General features: G+C 70.8%; 20 protein-coding genes. 13 read left to right on the forward strand and 7 right to left on the reverse strand.

The window, feature by feature from the left end; genetic code table 11:
- Positions 1-173: 173 nt before the first annotated feature.
- Complete coding sequence (locus ACWEFB_RS00095; protein ID WP_452280687.1) at positions 174-917, forward strand: GAF and ANTAR domain-containing protein; 744 nt, start codon at positions 174-176, stop codon at positions 915-917.
- A gap of 153 nt (positions 918-1,070) precedes the next feature.
- A complete protein-coding gene (locus ACWEFB_RS00100; RefSeq protein WP_326558693.1) occupies positions 1,071-1,565 on the forward strand; it encodes a DUF2231 domain-containing protein in 495 nt (164 codons plus the stop codon).
- Positions 1,566-1,688: 123 nt separating this feature from the next.
- On the opposite strand, the gene ACWEFB_RS00105 is transcribed toward ACWEFB_RS00100, so the two are convergent.
- From ACWEFB_RS00105 to ACWEFB_RS00120, 4 genes are all read right to left on the reverse strand, one after another.
- The gene (locus ACWEFB_RS00105; protein ID WP_452281385.1) at positions 1,689-2,615 is read right to left on the reverse strand and encodes a DUF3500 domain-containing protein; all 927 of its coding nucleotides are present in this window, start codon (positions 2,613-2,615) and stop codon (positions 1,689-1,691) included.
- 16 nt (positions 2,616-2,631) lie between these two features.
- Positions 2,632-2,883, reverse strand: a complete 252-nt coding sequence (locus tag ACWEFB_RS00110) for a hypothetical protein (RefSeq protein WP_452280689.1) — start codon at positions 2,881-2,883, stop codon at positions 2,632-2,634.
- A gap of 63 nt (positions 2,884-2,946) precedes the next feature.
- On the reverse strand, positions 2,947-3,339 hold the full coding sequence (locus ACWEFB_RS00115) for an ankyrin repeat domain-containing protein (protein ID WP_452280691.1): 393 nt from the start codon (positions 3,337-3,339) through the stop codon (positions 2,947-2,949).
- 79 nt (positions 3,340-3,418) lie between these two features.
- A complete protein-coding gene (locus tag ACWEFB_RS00120) occupies positions 3,419-4,132 on the reverse strand; it encodes a DUF305 domain-containing protein (RefSeq protein ID WP_452280693.1) in 714 nt (237 codons plus the stop codon).
- Between the two features lie 142 nt (positions 4,133-4,274).
- Between ACWEFB_RS00120 and ACWEFB_RS00125 the strand changes: the two genes are divergently transcribed.
- Both ACWEFB_RS00125 and ACWEFB_RS00130 read left to right on the forward strand, forming a co-directional pair.
- The gene (locus ACWEFB_RS00125; RefSeq protein ID WP_452280695.1) at positions 4,275-5,720 is read left to right on the forward strand and encodes an LVIVD repeat-containing protein; all 1,446 of its coding nucleotides are present in this window, start codon (positions 4,275-4,277) and stop codon (positions 5,718-5,720) included.
- A gap of 405 nt (positions 5,721-6,125) precedes the next feature.
- Entirely contained in the window at positions 6,126-7,199 is a 1,074-nt protein-coding gene (locus ACWEFB_RS00130) for a lytic polysaccharide monooxygenase (protein ID WP_452280697.1), read from the forward strand.
- Between the two features lie 136 nt (positions 7,200-7,335).
- Here ACWEFB_RS00130 and ACWEFB_RS00135 read toward each other — a convergent pair whose 3' ends face one another.
- Both ACWEFB_RS00135 and ACWEFB_RS00140 read right to left on the reverse strand, forming a co-directional pair.
- Entirely contained in the window at positions 7,336-9,261 is a 1,926-nt protein-coding gene (locus ACWEFB_RS00135) for a S9 family peptidase (RefSeq protein ID WP_452280699.1), read from the reverse strand.
- Between the two features lie 128 nt (positions 9,262-9,389).
- On the reverse strand, positions 9,390-9,875 hold the full coding sequence (locus tag ACWEFB_RS00140) for a carboxymuconolactone decarboxylase family protein (RefSeq protein ID WP_452280701.1): 486 nt from the start codon (positions 9,873-9,875) through the stop codon (positions 9,390-9,392).
- Positions 9,876-10,080: 205 nt separating this feature from the next.
- Here ACWEFB_RS00140 and ACWEFB_RS00145 point away from each other — a divergent pair, with 205 nt between their 5' ends.
- The gene (locus tag ACWEFB_RS00145) at positions 10,081-11,022 is read left to right on the forward strand and encodes an RNA polymerase sigma-70 factor (RefSeq protein WP_452280703.1); all 942 of its coding nucleotides are present in this window, start codon (positions 10,081-10,083) and stop codon (positions 11,020-11,022) included.
- Between the two features lie 145 nt (positions 11,023-11,167).
- Here the strand turns inward: ACWEFB_RS00145 and ACWEFB_RS00150 are convergent, their stop codons facing one another.
- Positions 11,168-12,325, reverse strand: coding sequence for a cellulose binding domain-containing protein (locus tag ACWEFB_RS00150; RefSeq protein WP_452280705.1), 1,158 nt, complete (start codon positions 12,323-12,325; stop codon positions 11,168-11,170).
- A gap of 143 nt (positions 12,326-12,468) precedes the next feature.
- Here ACWEFB_RS00150 and ACWEFB_RS00155 point away from each other — a divergent pair, with 143 nt between their 5' ends.
- The 8 genes from ACWEFB_RS00155 (at position 12,469) to ACWEFB_RS00190 (ending at position 20,576) form a co-directional block, all read left to right on the forward strand.
- Complete coding sequence (locus tag ACWEFB_RS00155) at positions 12,469-12,912, forward strand: carboxymuconolactone decarboxylase family protein (protein WP_452280707.1); 444 nt, start codon at positions 12,469-12,471, stop codon at positions 12,910-12,912.
- Positions 12,913-13,135: 223 nt separating this feature from the next.
- Positions 13,136-13,975, forward strand: a complete 840-nt coding sequence (locus ACWEFB_RS00160; RefSeq protein WP_363601688.1) for a nitrilase-related carbon-nitrogen hydrolase — start codon at positions 13,136-13,138, stop codon at positions 13,973-13,975.
- A gap of 75 nt (positions 13,976-14,050) precedes the next feature.
- Positions 14,051-15,454 (forward strand): dihydropyrimidinase, encoded by a 1,404-nt coding sequence (hydA, locus tag ACWEFB_RS00165; RefSeq protein ID WP_452280710.1) that lies wholly within the window; start codon positions 14,051-14,053, stop codon positions 15,452-15,454.
- Positions 15,455-15,476: 22 nt separating this feature from the next.
- Positions 15,477-16,958 (forward strand): CoA-acylating methylmalonate-semialdehyde dehydrogenase, encoded by a 1,482-nt coding sequence (locus ACWEFB_RS00170; RefSeq protein WP_452280712.1) that lies wholly within the window; start codon positions 15,477-15,479, stop codon positions 16,956-16,958.
- A 21-nt stretch (positions 16,959-16,979) separates the two neighbouring features.
- Entirely contained in the window at positions 16,980-18,032 is a 1,053-nt protein-coding gene (locus ACWEFB_RS00175; protein ID WP_452280714.1) for a TIGR03842 family LLM class F420-dependent oxidoreductase, read from the forward strand.
- A gap of 53 nt (positions 18,033-18,085) precedes the next feature.
- A complete protein-coding gene (locus tag ACWEFB_RS00180) occupies positions 18,086-18,937 on the forward strand; it encodes an ABC transporter permease (RefSeq protein ID WP_326558677.1) in 852 nt (283 codons plus the stop codon).
- Entirely contained in the window at positions 18,934-19,794 is an 861-nt protein-coding gene (locus ACWEFB_RS00185) for an ABC transporter ATP-binding protein (RefSeq protein WP_452280716.1), read from the forward strand. The genes ACWEFB_RS00180 and ACWEFB_RS00185 overlap by 4 nt, the downstream gene beginning before the upstream one ends.
- Entirely contained in the window at positions 19,791-20,576 is a 786-nt protein-coding gene (locus ACWEFB_RS00190; RefSeq protein ID WP_452280718.1) for an ABC transporter permease, read from the forward strand. Before ACWEFB_RS00185 ends, ACWEFB_RS00190 begins: the two co-directional genes overlap by 4 nt.
- Positions 20,577-20,665: the final 89 nt, after the last annotated feature.

A 20,665-nucleotide genomic window follows, 5' to 3' on the forward strand; every position in this document is an offset into this window, starting at 1 on the left:
CCCCGCACACCGCAGGTCGGTGGGCGGGGCCGTCGCTTTCCCGGTTTGATCCTCGGCCCGCACGGGTAGTAGGGCGGGTCCGATCAGGCCGGGGAAAGGCGAGACATGACCGAGGCGAGCGAACGAGCGGGGCGTGCCGCGCGGTACGCGGTGGTGGCCTGGGCCCCGGCCCGGTGAGCCTGGAGATCCGGGCGGCGCACCCCACCGAGACGCTGGGTGTGCTGGAGACCGCCGCCCTGCTGCGCGAACTGACCGCCGGGCTGATCGCGAGCAACGACTTCGACGACGCCCTGGAGCGACTCGTCCGGACCAGCCAACGGGCCATTCCGGGGGTGACCTGGTGCGGGGTGACCGTGTTGCGGGCCGGGGCGCCGGCCGCCGTGGTGGCGTCCGATCCGGCCTCCCGGAGTCTGGACGACATCGAGTACGGCACGGACGGGCCCTCGCTGACCGCGATCCGTACCCGGGACCTGGTGCACGTCGCCGACCTGCGCCGGGAGTCCCGGTGGCCGGGCTGGACCCGGCGGGCGCGGGCGCTCGGCGTACGGGGGGTGATCTCCGCCCCGGTCGACGTCGACGATCATGTGGTGGGGGCGATCAACCTCTACGCGCGTGAGCCCGGGGCGCTCGGTGAGCAGCGGCAGGTGACCGCCATGCTGCTCGCCGAGCATGCCGGGCTGCTGCTCGCCTCCGTACGGGACCGGGCCAGGCAGCACGCGCTGAGCGGTGAGCTGGACCGGACCCTGGCCAACGGTGAGCTGGTCGGCCAGGCGATCGCGGTGATCATGACGGAGCGGGGCTGTTCCGCGCCGGAGGCGTTGCAGGTGCTCCGGCGTACCTCGGGAGCCCTGTCGATCCCGTTGCGGGAGGTGGCCGAGCGGCTGGTCCGATCCTTGGCCCGGTCGCGTACGTCGTGATCTTCTCCCGGCGCGCCGTGGGCGGCGCGCCGGGAGATTCTCGCTGATCGCGTCGGAAGGCGATACAGAGCGTGTCGGAAATCCGGTTCGGCGCGATACCGTGCGGGGTAGGGCCTGACGGTAGTCGATGAACGAACCGGGGAGGTCGCCGCCGTGGAGAGCCGTTTGCGGGTGCAGGGTCACCCGATCCAACCGATGCTGGTGACCTTCCCGTTCGGGTTGTTCGTCAGTGCCGTGGTCTTCGACCTGACCTACCTCGCGGGCGGTCCGACGTTCCTCGGTGAGGTCGGCTACTGGACGGTGGTGGCCGCGCTGGTCGCGGCGGCACTGGCCGCCGGGGCCGGACTCGTCGACCTCTGGGATGTCCCGGACGGGCGTACCCGCCGGACCGCGATCACGTTCAACCTGGTCAACGCCGGGGTGGCGGTGCTGTTCGTCTTCGCCTGCCTGATCCGCTCCGGTTCACCCGAGTACGCCGCCACCGGTGTCCTGGTCGCGGTCGAACTGCTGGCGCTGGCGGTCGGAGCGGTCGGGGTGTGGCTGGGCGCCGTCCTGGTACGCCGCTTCGACCAGGGCGGCGGCGAGCCCGGCTCGCTCGACACCCTCCGCCCCGACTTCGAACCCGCCCCCCACCCCCACCGCACCTGACCCCCACCCCGCGCACCGCTCCCCGATCAGCGCTGATTCCCTGAAAGAGGCGCAATCGGACCCGGAATTGCCCCTCTTTCTCTCAAGAGCGGTCTTGGGCGGGTGCGGGGGAGCGGGCGGCGGTCAGTGGGGGACGGCGGAGCGGTGGGCGGCCAGGACGTCGTCGCCGAAGTCGCTGTGCGGGCGGCGGAGCACCGTGTGCGGGTGGTTGCCGTCCTCGCTGGTGTTGTCGTACTCGATCAGCAGGTCGTCGCCCTGGATGCGGTAGTAGTGCCGCTGGCGGGGGACGGTCGGGCCCTGCCAGGCGAAGTGCAGGTCGCCGCCGGCGACCCGTACCGCCTCACGGGCGGCCAGTTCCGGCGGTAGCCGGTCGAGGTAGAGGGCGACCAGCTGGTCCAGCATCGCCCGCGCGGATAAACCCAGCCCGGCGGCCCGGAGCCCGAGCGGTTCGATCCGGGCCGGCGCCACCGGCGAGGGGCCACTGCGCAGGTCGTCCGGCGCCCGGTCGGAGACGATCGCGGCGGCCCGGCCGACCGGGCCGATCGCGTCCAGCAGCTCGCGGGCCAGATCCTCCTCCGGGGCGAGCGGGCGGCTGACCGGCCGCCCGGCGTAGCTGACCGTGGCGGGGTTGGCGCCGAGGAAGACGGGGGTGGGGAAGACCTGGTCGTCCAGGACGGTCATGGTCACCGAGAGGTGGTGCCCCTCGAACCGCCAGGACCAGTGGTCGTCCCGGTCCGGGTCGCCGAAGACGGCCACCCAGTAGTCGTTACTGTGCCGCTGCCGGCGCCAGTCCTCCTGCCGGTCGAGCACCTCCTCCAGCGCGATGATGCCCATCGCCTGGGCGTACGCGTGCGGACTCAGCGCGGTGGCGAGCAGCCGGTGCGCGGCCTTGCGGGCGGCCCGGTCCAGGTCGGCGATGCAGGCCCCGGGGCGGGGTCGGGGACGGTACTCGATCCACCGCCGGTCCGCGTCCGCGTCGAAGGGGCGGGCCGCGAGTTCGCGCTCCGGGCCGGCGAGCGCGCTGAGCAGCGCCGTCGCCGCGGTCCGCATCTGCCGGTGTACGGGATCATCCACCCGCCCTGTATACCTGGTCGCTCGCCTCGACCTCGGCCTGGGTGACGCCCGCGTCGGTCACGCCGTCGTAGGCGAACACCACCATCGGGGTGCCGTCCCGGTCGTGTTGCCGGTCGGTACGCCGATAGCGCTGGACCAACCCGTCGATCTCCAGTTCGACGCTCGAGGCGTCCTCGGCGCTGAACAGCGTGCCGTCCCGGGGCCCTCCGACGAGCAGGGCGTCCGGTGTCTGCGGGGTCGTCATGGCCGGCCGGCTACCCGTCCTGGGCCCGGTCAAACGCCGCGACCGAACGACTGCGACGACCGGTCAGGCGCGTTGCAGCAGCGCGAGCATGTCGGGCAGTTCGAAGAACCGGGCCGTCTCGATCGCCGACGGGCTGCCCTGGGTCGGGACGGCGCCGGCGTCCAGCAGGGCGGTGACGGTCTCGGTGGAACGGCGGAAGACGGCCGCGGCGAGTGCCGTCTGTCCCCGGTCGTTGGTCCGGTCCGGGTCGGCGCCGTGGCTCAGCAGCGCGGCGACGGTGTCGGCATGCGAGTGGTACGCGGCCAGGATCAGCAGCGTGTCGCCTTTGTCGTTGGTCAGGTTGACCGGGAGCCCGGCCGCCACGTTGCCGACCAGTTCCTCGGTCCGGCCCTCCCGCGCGAGGTCGAACATCCGGTGCGCGAACGCCAGGGTTTCCTCGTCCAACTCCTCGGCCATCGGATCAGCTTAGGCAGTACACGGCCGGTGGTGGCCGGCGGCCCGGTTTCCCGGCGACCACCACCCCGGGTCGGCGCCCCTACTCGGTCAGCAGCCCCTGCATGCGTTGGATCTCGATGTTCTGCTCGGACGCCACGGCAGTGGCGATCTCCTCCACGATGAGGTCGACACCGACCTTGAGCAGGTTGATCGACATGTCGATCGCGCCCTGGTGGTGGTTGGTCATCATCTCGATGAACAGCCGGTCGAACTCGGCGCCACGGGCGGCGGTGAGCCGGGCGATCGCCTCGGGGCTCTGCATGCCGGCCATCGTGCCGTGGTCGTGGCCGCGACGCTTGTCCTCGTCCGGGTCCAGCCCGTACGACTCCAGCCAGCCGCGCATACGCAGGATCTCGGGCCCCTGGGTGTCCTTGATCCGTCCGGCCAGCACCTTGATCCGGGGGTCGGCGGCACGGTCGGGCACCAGTTCGGTCATCAGCAGGGCCTGGCTGTGGTGCGGGATCATCATCCGGATGTACTCGGCGTCCATTGTGTTGTAACGCGGTGTGTTCGGTGCGACCTGCTCACCGGGTGGCGCGATCGAGGCGGACTCGCCGGGCCGGCCGGGCATGATCACCGGAGCGTCCCCGCCGGTGCCCGCGGAGGGGCTCGGGGTGCCGCCGGCGGTGGCCCCGGCGGTACGGTCGTCAGTGGACGAACCACCGGAGAACCCTTGTGCGGCGGCGATGCCGCCGACCACCAGCAGTGCCACCAGGGCGACGAGGACGATCCGCCGTCGGCTTGTTCCAGTCATCTGGTCTCTCCTCGTCGAAGATCGTCTTGGATAATAGCCAGGTGACGCGCGAGTTCCTCGATGTGATACTCATCACATCGAGGAATTGATGGGTTAGGTAAGGTCCTCAACATCGTTAACCCCTTTCGAAGGGTGCCGCCAGATGTTCAACCTTTCCCCACCAGGGTCGCGGCGACTCCGCATCGTCGGGCTTGCCGCGAGTGCCCTGCTCGTGCTCGGCGTGGCGACCGCTCCGCCCAGCAGCGCCCAGGAGCGGACCACCGCTCCGTCCACCGTGGACGCCATACCCGGTGTCGATGAGATCTCGAGCAGCCCGAACCTGCGCCAGATCGCCAACGTACCGAAGGTGGGCCCGTTCAACACGGAGGCCGCCCTCAACAGCGACCTCGCCTTCTCGGGGAACTACGCCTTCGCCGGCAACTACGACGGGTTCGTCATCTTCGACGTCAAGAACCCGCGGTCGCCGAAGGTCGTGTCGCAGGTGCTCTGCACCGGCTCGCAGAACGACATCACCGTCTACGGTGACCTGTTGTTCCTGTCGACCGACTCGTCCCGCAGCGATGACTCGTGTGCCAGCACGTCCCAGTCGGCGGCCAACCCCGCCTCCTGGGAGGGCATCAAGATCTTCGACATCAAGGACAAGAAGAACCCCCGCTACATCAAGTCCGTCGAGACCAAGTGCGGGTCGCACACCCACACCCTGGTTCCGGGCAAGGACAAGAAGTCGGTCTACCTGTACGTCTCCTCGTACAGCCCGAACGCCGCCTTCCCGGACTGCCAGCCGCCGCACGACCTGATCTCCATCATCAAGGTCCCGGTGAAGAAGCCGACCGACGCCGCTGTGGTGGCCACGCCGGTGCTCTTCCCGGACGGCGGTAACCCGGGTGGCAACGGCAGCTCGGCCACCGCCGGCTGCCACGACATCACCGTCTACGCGGAGAAGGACCTCGCCGCGGGCGCCTGCATGGGCGATGGCGTGCTGTTCGACATCAAGAACCGGGAAGCGCCCCGAGTGATCAGCTCGGTACGCGACACCGTGAACTTCTCGTTCTGGCACTCGGCCACGTTCAACAACGCGGGCACCAAGGTCGTCTTCACCGACGAGCTCGGTGGCGGCGGCGGCCCGACCTGCAACCCGACGATCGGTGCCACCCGTGGCGCCGACGGCATCTACGACATCACCGGTCGGGGCGACGGTCGCACGCTGGTCTTCCGTAGCTACTACAAGATCCCGCGGGAGAACACGAACTTCGAGAACTGCGTGGCCCACAACGGCTCGCTGATCCCGGTGCTCGGCCGCGACATCATGGTGCAGGCGTGGTACCAGGGCGGCATCTCGGTCTGGGACTTCACCAACTCGGCCCAGCCGAAGGAAATTGCCTACTGGGAGCGGGGTCCGATCTCGGACACGCGCCTGGTGACGGGTGGATCGTGGTCGGCGTACTACTACAACGGCTACATCTACTCGAACGACATCCAGAAGGGCCTGGATGTGCTCGACCTGAACGACTGGCGTACCTGGACTGCGAAGCTCCAGCCGTACAAGGAGTTCAACCCGCAGACCCAGCCCAGCTACTGGTCCTGGTGAGCAACTCCCGGCGCCGGTAGCTGTCGCTGCCGGATCCGGGTGAACGGCTCCGCAACCAGCGGGTCCGACCTTCCTCGCGGAGGTCGGGCCCGCTGTTCCATGTGTACGACGTGGAGCGATTCCATCGACGTACATTGCTTAATGGATCGCCCTGTGGTCGAATGTCGGTGCGTGCCGGTCGCGAGTGGCCGTCTGCGCCGACGGTTCCCGGGCACGGAGCGAGGTGGGCGACGCTCCGGATGCGGACCGAGTGGTGCGGACGCGAGACACCGTCCAGATCTTCGGCGTCGGGCACCCGGGTGCAACTCCTACGGTGGCCCGAGCCCACGTTCCCGCAGCTTCCGCGACCCGTCCTCCGGGCGGACGCGCGAGTGACGGCCGTGGCCGCACCGAAAGGAAAGTACGTTGCGAATCAGACGCAGGCTGGCGGTCATCGCCGCCGCCGCGATCCTGGGTAGCGGGCTCCCGCTGCTCCTCAAGCCCGATGCCGTACTGGCCCACGGGGCTATGACGTACCCCGCGACTCGTACGTACGCGTGTTACCTCGACGGTCGCGCCGGTGGGGGCGGCGACCTGAACCCGACCAACCCCGCCTGCGCCGCGGCGGTCGCCCAGGGCGGCAAGCAGCCGCTCTGGGACTTCTTCGGCGTCCTCATCAGCAACGCGGCCGGCCGGCACCGGGAGATCATCCCGGACGGCGCGCTCTGCGGCGCCGGGACGACGAAGTACGCCGCGTACAACGCGGCCTCGGCCGACTGGCCCACGACGAACCTCCAGTCCGGCGCCGCCATCACGTTCCGGTACAACGCCTGGGCCCCGCACCCCGGCACCTGGTACCAGTACGTCACCCGGGACGGGTGGAACCCGAACGCGCCGCTGAAGTGGTCGGATCTGGACGCGACGCCGTTCGACCAGATCACCAACCCGCCGCTGGGCAGCGGGGCATCGGGCGCCGAGTACGTCTGGAACGCCCGCCTGCCCAACAAGAGCGGGCGACACATCATCTACTCGATCTGGCAGCGCTCCGACAGCCCGGAGGCGTTCTACAACTGCTCCGACGTCAACTTCGGCGGTAACGGTGGCCCGACCGACCCGCCGCCGACCACCGCACCGCCGACGCCGCCACCCACCACGGCACCTCCGACCACCCCGCCCGCCGGTGGGGGAGCATGCACCGGCTCGGTACGCGTCGACAGCTCCTGGTCCGGCGGCTACCAGGCCACGGTGACCGTACGCAACAACGGGACCGCGGCGGTCAACCCGTGGACGGCAAGCTGGACCATGCCCAGCGGCAACACCATCAGCCAGGGCTGGAACGCCACCGTCTCGCAGAGCGGCAGTACCGCCACCGCCGCCGCACCGAGCTGGGGTGCCTCGCTGGCACCGGGCGCGTCCGCGACGATCGGCTTCATCAGCAGCGGTTCGTCCAGCCCACCACCGAGCGGATTCAAGCTGAACGGCGCCACCTGCACCGCCTGAGCCACCGACGACGGGACCTCCCGCAGTCGTGGCGGGGGGGGGTAACGGGGCGGGGTGTCACCGGTTCAACCGGCTGGCGCCCCGCCCTCGTCCGCCCCGGCGGTCGCGGTGCCGGCGGACGGGCTGCTCGTCGGGGTCATCCGAGCCACCGGTCGAACCAGGCCCGGGTGCGGCGGAGCACGTCGAGCTGGTGGTTGCGCTCGCGGATCCGGTGACCCTCGCGGGGATATACGACGTACGTGTGCTCGACGCCGAACCTGCGTAGCGCGCGGTGGAAGAACTCCGCCTGTGACACCGGAACGTTCGTGTCGTCCTCGCCGTGCAGGATCAGCACCGGCGTGCGGACCCCGGAGGCGTACGAGATCGGGCTGAGCCGGTCGTGGCGGTGCGGACCCGTCCCCTCCCAGCCGCTGCTGCCGCCCAGTGCGGACTCGAACGGCCCCTCCTCCCCGGTTGCGGCGAGCATTCCCCAGTCGCTGATTCCGGCTCCCATCACGGCGGCCTTGAACCGGTCGGTCTGCCCGACCGCCCATGCGGCCATGAACCCGCCGTGGCTCCAGCCACCGATGCCCAGCCGGTCGGGATCGGCCACCCCGTCGGCGACGAGCAGATCGATTCCGGCGCAGATGTCGGTCCACTCCTCGGCGCCGACCGCACCGGCGACGCGTATCGCGAAGTCGTGGCCGTGCCCCCTGCCACCGCGCGGGTTCGGCAGGAACACGGCGTAGCCTGCGGTCGCGAGGCCCTGGCCGGACGGGAACCAGCCGAGCTTGAGCCGGTCGTCGTGCCGGTCGTACGGGCCGCCGTGGACCAGTGTCACCAGGGGAAAGGGCCCGTCCTCGCGGGACCGGCCGGCGGGCAGGATCAGCAGGCCGTCGAGGGTCAGCCCGTCCGATGCCTCGTACGACAGGCGCTCCTGGACACCCCAACGGATGTCCCGGAGTTCGGGCCTGAGGTCGGTCAGCCTCGTCAGCGGCCCGCTCGTGGGCCCGGCGTGAACGTTCTGCGGCTCGTAGGACGTGCTGAGCACCGCCGCGACAGCGTCACCGTGCCGGTTCGCGGTCAACGACATGGCGAGGCCGTCGACCCGGTACACCTCCACGAAGTCGGGCCCGACCGGATCGAGCCGGTGGATCGCGGTGTCGAGCCCGTCGGCGACCAGGGCCAGCGGCGGACCGGTGTCGACCTGGACCAGGTGGATCGGGCAGCAGGTCAAGCCGGCGGTCAGGTTGCGGTGCTCGCTCACCGGCCCGCTCACCGGTACGGCGACGTCGAGGACCGCGTGTCCGCCCACCAGGGTGGGTGGGGTCTTCGCGACATACGCCAGGTGCCAGCCGTCGTCCGCGGACCACCAGACGAGCGACGACGCGTCCGCCGCCGCCGGGCCGAGGTCCCGTGTCCCGCCACCGTCCGGGTCGAGCAGGTGGAGACCGGGATCGACCAGGCCCGGGTCCACGTCCGGGGTCGACCAGGTGAGGACCGCCAGCGTTCCGTCGTCGGGCCGCCGGGCCACCTCGACGACATGGCGATTCCCGAACCCGTCCGGTGTCCGGACCTCCCGGCTCCGCACGTCGAGCAGGCGCAGCCGGTCCGGGCGTACGCGTTCGCCCCACACCCGGGCGTCGTCGCGCTCCCTGGCCCGACGTTCGTCCTCGGCCGACGGTTCGTCGGCCGCGATCACGACGACCAGGTCGGGATCGGCCAGCGGGAGGTGACCCGACACCCCACCGGACCAGGACGTGAGCGCCTGCACCACACCGTCGACCAGCCCGACCCGGTGTACCTGCGCCGTGCCACGCTCGGCCCGGTCGGAGAGGAAGTAGACCACCACCGAGTCCGCGGCCCACCTTGGCGCCGAATCGTGCGCCTCTCCCGAGGTCAATCGTCGGGGCGACCCTGTCCCGTCGGCGGCGGCCACCCAGAGTTCGCTCACGGGGTGGTCACCGGCCTGCCCGCCCGGTGCGACCACGTAGGCGACCCACCTGCCGTCCGGCGACAGCGCCGGTGTGCGCGGAGCACGACCGTCGACCACCAACTCGGCGGTGAGCTGTGTATGGGCCACCGGGGCACAGTATCGATCATCCACCGCCTGCGCGGGCCCGGCCCGGATCGATCGTCCCCGGGCCGGGCCGGGCCGGGCCGGCGCTCACGCGCCGGGCGGAAGCACGCCGGCGCGCGAGATACGTCCGTCTACCGGTTGAACGCGGCGAACAGGCCGGGCTCGTAGGAGCCGCCCCTCTGGTGCACGATCACGGCGAGCCGGTTGGCCGCGTTGATCAGGGCAACCAGGGCGACCAGCGCGGCAATCTGGTCGTCGTCGTAGTGCTTGCGTACCTGGTCCCAGGTCTCGTCGGACACGCCCTGGTGGGCGTCGGCGAGCCGGGTGCCCTCCTCGGCCAGTGCCAGGGCGGCCCGCTCGGCCTCGGTGAACACGGTGGACTCCCGCCAGGCGGCCACCAGGTGGAGCCGGACCGCGCTCTCCCCGGCGGCCGTGGCCTCCTTGGTGTGCATGTCGATGCACCAACCGCAGCCGTTGATCTGGCTGGCGCGCAGGCTCACCAGTTCCTGGGTGGCCTTCGGCAGGGGCGACTGGACGATCACCAGGCCGGCGTTGGCGAACCGCTTGGCGAACTTGGCGCCGATCTCGTTGCTGAACAGGTCGATACGGGGTTCCATGACTTCCGTCCTCACTCGTGGTGTCGCGGGTGCTGTCGCAGCACTTGACGAACACGAGATGCCGGCGGGACGGGCCCTGTGACAGCACCGAGGACGTGACGAGTGCCACCGACAGGTGACGAACATCGGTAGCGTCCCGGTGTCACAGAACGGCGGTCCCCGGTGTCTGGTGGGTGACCCAGTCGAACGTGAAGAGGAGCCCCTCATGACCGGCACGTCGCGAACCGCAGCCGACGATCGCGGCCGGGGCGGTAGCCGCGACGACCGTCCGGACCCGGCCACCGAGGCGTTCCTCGCCCACCGCAACCTGCTGTTCACCGTCGCCTACGAGATGCTCGGCTCGGCCGCCGACGCGGAGGACGTCATCCAGGAGACCTGGCTGCGGTGGGCGGGCGTCGACCTCGACACCGTACGGGACCAGCGGGCCTACCTGGTCCGGATCACCACCCGGCAGGCACTCGTCCGGCTGCGTACGCTCGGCCGCCGCAGGGAGTCCTACGTCGGCTCCTGGCTGCCCGAGCCGCTGCTCACCGCGCCCGACGTGGCCGAGGACGTCGAGTTGGCCGAGAGCGTCTCGATGGCGATGCTGCTGGTGCTGGAGACACTCACGCCCACCGAGCGGGCGGTGTTCGTCCTGCGCGAGGTGTTCGACCTCGGGTACGACGAGATCGCGGAAGCCGTGGACAAGAGCGCGGCAACGGTCCGCCAGATCGCCCACCGGGCACGGGCACACGTCGCGGCGCGCCGACCGCGCGGAGTCGTCACCCCGGCCGAGACCCGGAACGCGCTGGAGGCGTTCCAGCGGGCGACCGAAACGGGTGACCTGCAACGTCTGCTGGACATCCTCGCACCGGATGTTGTCCTTCTCGGCGACGGTGGCGGAGTCAAGCAGGCGGTGCCGAGGCCCATCGTGGGCGCCGACCGGGTGGCCCGCGTACTCGCCGCCGGGCTGCCCCGGGTCGCCGCCCTGGCGTCGCTGCGGCCGGCGCAGGTCAACGGCTGTCCGGCGTTGATTCTCCGGATCGACGGCGAGATCGACAGCGTTCTCGCGGTGCGCATCGACGACGGCCTCGTCACCGGCATCTACGCGGTGCGCAACCCGGAGAAGCTGTCGCACATGGAGCGGGAGACCACCCTGCGCCGCTGAGTCCGGGCCTCGGAAGCGAGGTTGATCGGGTCGGAACCGTGCGGTCGATCGATCAGCGACAACGGCCCGAACCATCAAGGTCCGGGCCGTCCGTGCTGTCGTGGGCCGTTCGTGGCCCTATCCTCGGCCCGCAACGGCCATGGGTTCAGGCGGTGCAGGTGACCGTCGGTACGGGGTTCGAGCCGTTCCAACTCGCGAGGAAACCGAACGTTGCCGTCGCGCCCGGCGCCAGGTTGCCGTTCCAGCCCACGTTGCGAGCCGACACGTTCGTCCCGGACTGGGTCAGCGTGGTGTTCCACGCCTGGCTGACCTGCTGACCGGAACCGAAGCTCCAGGAGGCGGCCCAACCGGCGAAGACCCCGGTGCTCCCGTTGCGTACGGTCACCTCGGCCTGGAAGCCGCCCTGCCACTGCCCGATCACGCGGTACGTCGCGGTGCAGCCGCCGATCGGGGGTGCGGTTGTTGTCGGCGGCGGGGTGGTCGGCGGCCCGGTCGTCGGGGTACGGGTCGGAGTCGGGCTCGCCGTGGGCGTACGGGTGGGTGTCGGGGTGGCGGTCGGGCTCGTCGTCGGGGTGACGCCGTTGAGCGCGGCGGTCAGCGCCGGGTACCAGCGGTCGGACATCTTCTGGTCGCCCGCGGCGTTCGGATGCACCCCGTCATAGGTGTCACTGCCGGTGCTGAAAGCGGTCCACTGGTCCACCACCACGACCGGTGACGCGGTGGTGCTCTTCGCGGCGGCCCAGCCGGGGATGGCGTCGTTCAGGGCGACCACCCGCTGGCCGCACTCCGCGCAGGTGCTCGGCGCCATCGGGATGATCTTGGCAACCAGGACCCTCATCGCCGGGTTGCTGGCCCGCATCTGGTCGACCAGCTTGCCGTACGCCGTGAGGATGGTCGCCGGTGCGACGTTGCTCCAGACATCGTTCGTGCCGAAGTGCATCAGCACGATGTCCGGTCGGGTGGCCGACAGCCAGGTGGGCAACTGGTTCTGGTTGGCCACGTTGGTCACCAGAGCCCCGCCGTGGCCCTCGTTCTCGCCGTCGTACGGCTGTCCGCAGCCCTGCGGGCCGAGCGTGCCGACGAAGTCGACGTTGGTGTAGCCGGTGCTCTGGAGCCTGTTCCAGAGCATGGACCGCCAGCAGCCGGGCGAGCCGGTGATCGAGTCGCCGAGCGGCATGATCCTGACCGGGGCGAGGGCGGTGACCGGCGCGGAGGCGGCCGGAAGGGTGGGCGTCGCGATCGCGAGCCCGATCAGTACGGCCAGCGTGGCCAGCACGGCCTGACCGAGGGGTTTGCGGAGCATGGTCGTCTCCCGTCACGGTGCTGGGTGATAGGTATGACGGCCCGGTGCTCCCACCGCATTGAAGCAGGTAACTTTCCTTTGCTCAACCGTCGCCCCCGACGGTCGCCATTTGCGGGTAACCGCCCCATGTTCCGGGAAATCGGGTGATTATCGGCGTAGCGACGGCGGCGCCGCCGGACCGGGCGAGCAGGGCTGAGGAGTGGGACGTGGACGAGCAGGCACAACAGCGCGCCCTCGACAACGCCGAACGGCTCCTCGGTACACCGTTGGTGATTCCCATGGGACCCGGCGAGCCGGCCTCGGGCGCGGACTTCCGTGCCCTGGCCACCGCCCACACCTTCGGTGACTCCTGGACCAGGACCGCCCTCGACGACCGGAGCCGGGCGCTGGTCTCCGTCGCGATCGCCGCCACGCTGGGCACCCACGAACCCCTGCGCGGACAACTGCGGATCGCGCTGAACGTCGGCGTCACCAAGGACCAGATCGTCGACCTCTTCGTGCACCTGGAGGCGTACGCGGGTGCGGCCCGCGCCTTCGACACGTACCAGGTTGCCCTGGCGGTGTTCGCGGAGCGCGAGGGCGAGTGACGCTGCGGCTCACGGCCGTGACCACCCGTGCCGTCGGCTCTCCCTCCGCCGCGGGTGCCGATCTTAACCTGCCGAGGTGAACGCGGGTATCCCCGCGACGATGATCAATTGCAGCGTGTCATTTCTCCGAACAAGCCTGTAACAGATTGGCCATTGTCCACCCCGGCAAGTGTCACTAAGGTCCTACGCCATCCACCCGGAAACACCCGAGGGAGGAACGACCGTGGCCGACAGCATCCGCGCCGCCCTGGTGCAGACGAACTGGACCGGGGACAAAGAGTCAATGATCAAGGCTCACGAGGAGTACGCCCGCCAGGCGGCCGCCCAGGGAGCACAGGTCATCTGTTTCCAGGAACTCTTCTACGGTCCGTACTTCTGCCAGGTGCAGGACCCGGGCTACTACGCGTACGCCGAGTCGATCCCCGGCCCGACCACCGAGCGGTTCCAGGCCCTCGCCGCCGAACTCGGCCTGGTGATGGTCCTGCCGATGTACGAGCAGGAGCAGCCGGGCGTGCTCTACAACACCGCGGCCGTGGTCGACGCCGACGGCAGTTACCTCGGCAAGTACCGCAAGACGCACATTCCGCAGGTGCACGGCTTCTGGGAGAAGTTCTACTTCCGTCCCGGAAACCTCGGCTTCCCGACCTTCGACACCGCGGTCGGCCGGATCGGCGTCTACATCTGCTACGACCGGCATTTCCCGGAGGGCTGGCGGGCACTCGGGTTGGCCGGCGCGACGATCGTGTTCAACCCGTCGGCGACGAGTCGGGGCCTTTCGTCGTACCTGTGGCAATTGGAGCAACCGGCCTCGGCGGTCGCGAACGAGTATTTCATCGGTGCGATCAACCGGACCGGTATCGAGGACCTCGGCGACAACGACTTCTACGGCACCTCGTACTTCGTCGACCCCGAGGGCAAGTTCGTCGGCGCGGTCGGTGACGCGTACCAGCCGGAGCTGATCGTGCGCGATCTCGACCTCGGGCTGCTCGCCGAGGTACGCGACCGGTGGGCCTTCTACCGGGACCGGCGCCCCGACGCCTACCAGGGACTCGTACAGCCGTAGCCCTCCGGGGCCGTGCGCCTCCGGCAGGTCGGAGCCCGGCGTCGTGTCGATCGAAACGAACGGGAGGAGCGGGAGATGGCACTGCTGATCACCGGCGGAACCGTGATCGGCCCCACCGGGGCGCACCACGCGGACGTCCTGGTCGAGGGCGAGACGATCGCCGCCCTGTTCGCGCCGGGACGGGCGCCGGACGGCGACCACGAGGTCATCGACGCCACCGGGCGGTACGTCATCCCCGGCGGCATCGACGCGCACACGCACATGGAACTGCCGTTCGGTGGCACGAACGCCTCCGACACCTTCGACACCGGGACCCGTGCGGCGGCGTACGGCGGCACCACCACGATCATCGACTTCGCGGTGCAGCGGACCGGTGAGGTGGTCCAGGACGGGCTGGCCGCCTGGCACGCGAAGGCGGCCGGCAACTGTCACGTCGACTACGCCTTCCACATGATCCTCGGCGGGGTCGACGACGACTCGCTCAAGGCGATGGACCAGCTCGTCGCGGATGAGGGGATCACCAGCTTCAAGCTGTTCATGGCGTACCCGGGGGTGTTCTACTCCGACGACGGCCAGATCCTGCGGGCGATGCAGCGGGCCCGGGAGAACGGCTCGATGATCATGATGCACGCCGAGAACGGGATCGCCATCGACGTCCTCGTGCAGCAGGCCCTGGCCCGGGGCGACACCGATCCGATCCACCACGGACTGACCCGGCCGGCGGCGCTGGAGGCGGAGGCGACCCACCGGGCGATCCGGTTGGCCGAGGTGGCCCGCGACTGCCCGCTCTACATCGTGCACCTGTCCGCCAGCGAGGCACTCGAACAGGTCGCGGCGGCCCGCGACGCCGGACGCAACGTCTTCGCCGAAACCTGCCCGCAGTACCTCTACCTGACCCTGGAGGAGCAGCTCGGCGCGCCGGGCTTCGAGGGGGCCAAGTGGGTCTGCTCCACCCCGCTGCGCAGCGGACACGAGTCGCACCGCCGCGACCTGTGGCGCGGACTGCGCGCCAACGACCTGGCCATCGTCTCCACCGACCACTGCCCGTTCTGCTTCAAGGACCAGAAGGAACTCGGCCTCGGCGACTTCTCGAAGATCCCGAACGGGATCGGCGGCGTCGAGCACCGGGTCGACCTGGTCTACCAGGGTGTGGTCGACGGCAAGCTGTCGCTGGAGCGCTGGGTCGAGACGATCTCCACCACGCCGGCCCGGATGTTCGGCCTCTACCCGCGCAAGGGCATCATCGCGCCCGGCTCGGACGCCGACATCGTCCTCTACGACCCGGCCGGGCAGACCACGATCAGCGTGGAGACCCACCACATGAACATGGACCACTCCGCGTACGAGGGTTACCGGATCGCCGGTCGGGTCGACACGGTCATCTCCCGGGGCGCCGTGCTGGTCTCCGACGGGACGTACCACGGGCGGGCCGGTCACGGCCGGTACCTGCCCCGTGGCCTGTCGTCGTACCTCGGTTAGCGAGCAAGGGAACGTGAGGAACATGCGCGAGATTCCACACTGGATCAACGGGGTCGAGGTCGCCGGCACCGGCGACCGCCGGCTGCCGGTCTTCGACCCGGCCACCGGAGAGCAGCAGGCCGTCGTGGTCGCGGCCACGGACGAGGAGGTACGCGCCGCGGTCCTCGCCGCCCGTGCCGCCCAGCCCGGTTGGCGGGCCGCATCGCTGTCCCGCCGCGCCGAGGTGATGTTCCGCTTCCGGGACCTGGTCGACGCGCACAGCAAGGAGATCGCCACCCTGCTCTCCGCCGAGCACGGCAAGACGGTCGCCGACGCCGCCGGTGAACTCGCCCGGGGGTTGGAGAACGTCGAGTTCGCGACCGGGGCGCCGCACCTGCTCAAGGGCGACTACAGCGAGCAGGCGGCGACCGGGGTGGACGTCTACTCGATCCGCCAGCCGCTCGGGGTGGTCGCCGGTGTCACCCCGTTCAACTTCCCGGCCATGGTTCCGATGTGGATGTTCTGCACCGCCCTCGTCGCCGGCAACACTTTCGTACTCAAGCCGAGCGAGAAGGACCCGAGCGTCTCGCTGCTCCTGGCCGACCTGCTGCGCCGGGCCGGGCTGCCGGACGGGGCGTTCAACGTGGTGCAGGGGGACCGCTCGGCGGTGACCGCGCTGCTCGCCGACCCGGACGTGGCCGCGCTGTCGTTCGTCGGTTCGACCCCGGTGGCCCGTGCCGTCTACGAGGCCGGGACGAGGGCAGGCAAGCGGGTGCAGGCGCTCGGCGGGGCGAAGAACCACATGGTGGTGCTGCCCGACGCCGATCTCGGCGCGGCGGCCGACGCGGCGATCTCGGCCGGCTTCGGCTCGGCGGGGGAGCGGTGCATGGCGGTTTCCGTGGTGGTTGCCGTCGGGGCGGTCGCGGATCCCCTGGTCGCGGCGATCGCGGAGCGGATCGGGCGGATCCGGGTCGGCCCGGCGACCGACCCGGACGCCGAGATGGGGCCGCTGATCAGCGGCGAGCACCGGGACAGGGTGCGGTCCTACCTGGACCGGCCCGGTGGCGAGCTGGTGGTCGACGGGCGGACGTTGCCGGCCGCCGACGGACCCGGGTTCTTCCTCGGCGCCTCGCTGGTCGACCACGTCCGCACCGACTCCGACCTCTACCTCGACGAGATCTTCGGCCCGGTGCTGTCGGTGGTCCGGGTCGACACCTACGAGCAGGCCGTCGACCTGGTCAATGCCAACGAGTACGGCAACGGCACGGCGATCTTCACCCGCGACGGCGGTGCGGCCCGCCGCTTCCAGTACGACGTGGTCTGCGGCATGGTCGGGGTGAACGTGCCGATCCCGGTGCCGGTGGCCTACTACAGCTTCGGCGGCTGGAAGGCGTCCCTCTTCGGCGACCTGCACATGTACGGGCCGGAGGGGCTCCGGTTCTACACCCGTACCAAGGTGGTCACCTCGCGTTGGCCGGACCCGGCGACGAGCGAGGTCGACCTCGGTTTCCCCAAGGTCCGCTAGCCCGACCACGAGGAGCAGACGATGGACATCGGAGTCGTGTTCCAGTGCGACCCACCCGCCCGGGAACTCGTGTCGCTGGCCCAGAGGGCGGAGGCGGCCGGGTTCAGCCATGTCTGGACCTTCGACTCGCACCTGCTCTGGCAGGAACCGTTTGTCATCTACTCGCAGATCCTGGCCCGGACCGAACGGGTGGTGGTCGGCCCGATGGTGACCAACCCCGGCACCCGGGACTGGACCGTCATCGCGTCGCACTTCGCCACCCTCAACGAGATGTACGGCAACCGCACCGTCTGCGGCATCGGTCGGGGCGACTCGGCCCTGCGGACGCTGGGGTACCCGCCGACCAGCATCAACGAGCTACGCGACTGCGTCACCGTGATCCGGGAACTGGCCAACGGCCGATCGGCGAACTACCGGGGGCAGGAGCTGCGGTTCCCCTGGGCGGCCGGTGGTGAGCTGGAGGTCTGGGTGGCCGCGTACGGGCCACGGGCGCTGGCCCTGGCCGGCGAGGTCGGCGACGGATACATCCTGCAACTCGCCGACCCGGACATCGCCGCCTGGATGATCGGCGCGGTGCGGGCGGCGGCGGAACGGGCCGGTCGGGATCCGGCGGCGATCCGGTTCTGCGTCGCCGCCCCGGCCTACGTCGGCGACGACCTGGCCCACCAGCGCGACCAGTGCCGGTGGTTCGGGGGCATGGTCGGCAACCACGTGGCGGACATCGTCGGCCGGTACGGCGCGACCGGGGCGGTACCGCAGGCGCTCACCGACTACATCGCCGGCCGGCAGGGTTACGACTACGCCGAGCACGGCCGGGCCGGCAACCGGCACGCGGACTTCGTACCGGACGGGATCGTCGACCGGTTCTGCCTGCTCGGCCCGGTCTCGGCGCACCTGGAGAAGCTCGAACGACTGCGCGGCCTCGGGGTCGACCAGTTCGCGGTCTACCTCCAGCACGACGCCAAGGAGGAGACCCTGGCCGCGTACGGCGAGCAGATCATCCCGGTACTGCGCGACGGGACCCGGCGGCACAGCCCGGTGCAGCGGGCCGGCTCGGCCGCGAACGCCGTATGACCGGCGGCTTACCCGACCCTGGGTCGGCCGCCCCGCCACCGGGTCGGCGCGGTGTGCGTACGGCGCTCGGGGTGCTCGGGGCGGTGGTGCTCGGCGGGCTGCTCTGGGAGGGCTACAAGGCGGTCGGCGACCCGGACGGCACGGTGCTGTTCGGCGTACGGGTGCTGCCCCGCGCCGACGACGCCGCCATGCCGCACCTGACCGAGATACTGGGCCGGTTCGGCGATCCGGAACGGGTCGGCGGGGATCCGATCTGGCTGGTGGTGACAGACGCCGGCCTGGTCACCCTCCGCAGTGTCGCGGTCGGGTTCCTCGCCGGCGCCCTGGTCGGGTTGCTGCTCGCGGTGCTGATGCAGCGCCTGCGCTGGGTCCGGCGCGGGCTGCTGCCGTACGTGGTGCTGTCGCAGACCGTTCCGCTGATCGCGCTCGCCCCGGTGATCGCCGGATGGGGCGGGCGGCTGTCGATCGGGTCGTACCCGTGGCAGCCGTGGATGTCGGTCGCGACCATCGCGGCGTACCTGGCGTTCTTCCCGATCGCCGTCGGGCTGCTGCGCGGGCTGACCTCGCCGGCACCGATAGCCGAGGAACTGATGCGCAGCTACGCCGCCGGCTGGTGGCGGACGCTGGTGAAACTGCGGTTGCCGGCGGCCACGCCTTACCTCTACCCGGCGTTGCGGCTGGCCGGCGCGGCGGCCGTGGTCGGTGCCGTGGTCGGGGAGATCTCCACCGGCACCCGGGGCGGCATCGGCCGGCTGGTCATCGAATACTCGCGCGAGGCGACCACCGACCCGGCCAAGGTCTACACCGCGCTGCTCGGCGCGGTGCTGCTCGGCCTCCTGGTGGCGGGCGCGGTCGGGCTCGCGGAACTCCTGCTCACCCCCGGACGAAGGGCGTCGATGCGGTGACCACCACGGAACACGGACCGGCGGTCGAGATCACCGGCGTGACCAAGGTCTTCAACCCCGGCCGCCCGGACCGGGTGACCGCGCTGACCGGCGTCGACCTGACCGTACGGCGGGGCGAGTTCGTCAGCCTGATCGGGCCCTCGGGCTGCGGGAAGTCGACCCTGTTGCGCCTGGTCGCCGACCTGATCCCGGTCACCGAGGGGACCGTACGGGTGGCCGGGAAGCCGGCCCGGACAGCGCGCCTTGACCGGGAGTACGGCATCGCCTTCCAGCAGGCCGGCCTCTTCGAGTGGCGTACGGTGCAGCGCAACGTCGAGCTGCCGCTGGAACTGCGCGGCACCGGCCGGCGGGAGCGGCGGGTACGGGCACGCGAGATGCTGGACCTCGTCGGGCTGGCCGACTTCGCCGGGCACTATCCACCGCAACTGTCCGGAGGCATGCAGCAGCGGGTGGCGATCGCCCGCGCCCTGGCGGTGCACCCGCCGCTGCTGCTGATGGACGAACCCTTCGGCGCCCTGGACGAGATGACCCGGGAGCGGCTCCAGGACGAGTTGTTGCGGGTCTGTGCCCGTACCGGCACCAGCACCATCTTCGTGACGCACTCGATCCCGGAGGCGGTGTACCTCTCCGACCGGGTGGTGGTGATGTCGGCCCGTCCCGGACGGATCACCGCCGAGATCGCCATCGACCTGGCGGAGCGGAACGAGACCACCCGGCAGACCGCCGAGTTCTTCGCCGGCATCACCCGGGTCCGGCAGGCCCTGCGCCACGGGCCGCCGGCCGGCCCGCCGGGTGGACCGGACCCGGCCGACCAACCGGGGGAACCGGAGCCGGCGGATCCGGCGGTGTCGCGGTGACCGTCGGCGGCGGGACGCGCCGGCTCCTGCGTGGTGTCGGTCCGCCCCTGCTGGTTGGGGTGGGCGGGCTGGTGGCGTGGGAGCTGACCGTCACCCTGGGGCGGGTGGCGCCGTTCCTGCTGCCGGCCCCGTCCGCGATCGGCAGCGAACTGGTCGACAACCGGGCGGTGATCTGGCAGGTCGGACTGGCCAGCGGCACCAACGCGCTGGTCGGGCTGGTCGCCGGGGCGGTGCTGGCGATCCTCGCCGCGATGCTGGCCAGCCGGTTCGACTTCCTCGGCGAGGTGGCGGTGCCGGTCGCGGCGGCCCTCAACGCCCTGCCGATCATCGCGCTCGCGCCGATCCTCAACAACATGTTCGAGTCCACCAGCAGCATCCCGCGCCGCAGCGTGGTGGCGATCGTGGTGTTCTTCCCGGTCTTCCTCAACACCCTGCGCGGGCTGCGCGAGGTCGACCCGGTGCACCGCGAGCTGATGACCAGCTACGCCGCTCCCGGCTGGACCTTCACCCGGTTGGTACGCCTGCCCGGCGCGCTGCCGTTCGTCTTCACCGGTCTGCGTCAGGCGTCCTCCCTGGCGGTGATCGCGGCGGTGGTCGCGGAGTACTTCGGGGGTCGGCAGGACGGCCTCGGATCGCGGATCACCTCGGCGGCCTCGTACACCGCGTACCCGCGCGCGTGGGCGTTCGTGGTCGGCGCGTGCGTGCTCGGTCTTGTCTTCTATCTGGCCGCCCTCGGCCTGGAACGCCTGACGATGCCCTGGCGGGCGCGGCGGTCCGGCTGACGACGGCCGTGCTGGGCCCTCGCCCGCCCGGCGCCGCCCGACGTCGGGGCCGACCGGTCCCGATGCGCAGAGTCAACCGCTGGAGGACA

Source organism: Micromonospora sp. NPDC004704 (genome assembly GCF_053601675.1).